This window comes from Vibrio sp. 1249-1 (assembly GCF_033340495.1).
Genome location: NZ_JAWOWJ010000144.1, coordinates 1 through 1054 on the forward strand (window position 1 = coordinate 1; position 1054 = coordinate 1054).

Annotated in this window: 1 protein-coding gene and 1 pseudogene; one reads left to right on the plus strand and one right to left on the minus strand. The window is 46.6% G+C overall.

All coding sequences use genetic code 11. The features are described from left to right. Positions 1-532, plus strand: a pseudogene (locus R7Z50_RS24840) (tellurium resistance protein); the annotation flags it as partial. 46 nt (positions 533-578) lie between these two features. On the opposite strand, the gene R7Z50_RS24845 reads toward R7Z50_RS24840, so the two are convergent. Then, positions 579-1054, minus strand: a 476-nt coding sequence (locus R7Z50_RS24845; protein ID WP_318149395.1) for a divalent metal cation transporter, incomplete at its 5' end; no start/stop codon positions are given.

Genomic DNA, 1054 nt, shown 5'->3' on the forward strand with positions numbered 1-1054 from the left:
CAGTAGCTCGTTGGCTGGTTCGCAATTCGGTCATAATCTGTTTTCCGAAACCCTCGCGATCATGTGTATAGGCATTTACTTCTTTATGCTGCCACTGGTGTTGTATCGCTTGGTGTTTTTTGGCTCACTGCCAAGACGAGCAAGACCAACGCTCGCGATTATGGCCGCGCCAGTTAACTTGTCACTGGCAGCTTATTTAGTGAATTTTCCCCAACCCGACCCTATTCTGACGGGCGCGTTGGCGGGAATCGCGATCACAATGACGCTACTGATCTACTTATGTTATTTCCGCTTACTTCGATTGAAGTTCCAACCCTCGATTGCAGCGGTGACTTTTCCTTCAGTCATCAGCGCCATTGCGATGCACCGATTAACCTCTTTTTTCGCACAATCTCATCCTCAATGGCATTGGTTACACGATTTCGGTTTTTTAGAACTCAGTATCGCGACTGTATTGGTTGTTTGGGTATCGGCAGGTTATGTGAAAATGTACTGGCCAGAAATTGTAAGAACCCCGACCAAACAAGCATAAAAAAGGCCTCATTAAGAGGCCGTTTTTTATCACTATCAACAAAGTATTAACCCGTAAACTTCGCCATGAAGTTACCGATGTTAGTCAAACTCGATGCAGCCATCACGATAACAACCGCTGCTCCAGTTAGCGTTAAGTACATTGGGTGTTGGTAGTCACCGACGATATCTTTGCGTTTTGTCGCAACTAAGACGGTACCCAAAACGATAGGAAGGATAATGCTGTTCACTAAACCCGCTAACATAAGTAGAAGAATTGGCATATCCATGGTAACCGTGCCCAACGAGGTTAGGATAATGAAGCCGACACACCACGCTTTTTCGTTTCGCGCCACAACTGGGAAAAGCGTCTTAATTAATGAGATAGCCATGTAAGAGTTACCCACTACAGACGTGATGGAAGCAACAAACAGTACTAAGCCAAAGATGAAGTAACCAAGCTGGCCAGCACCTTGACGGAAAGCGTCGGCTGCCGGGTTAGCTGAATCCAACGTTGCGCCTGTCGCGATAACGCCAAACACCG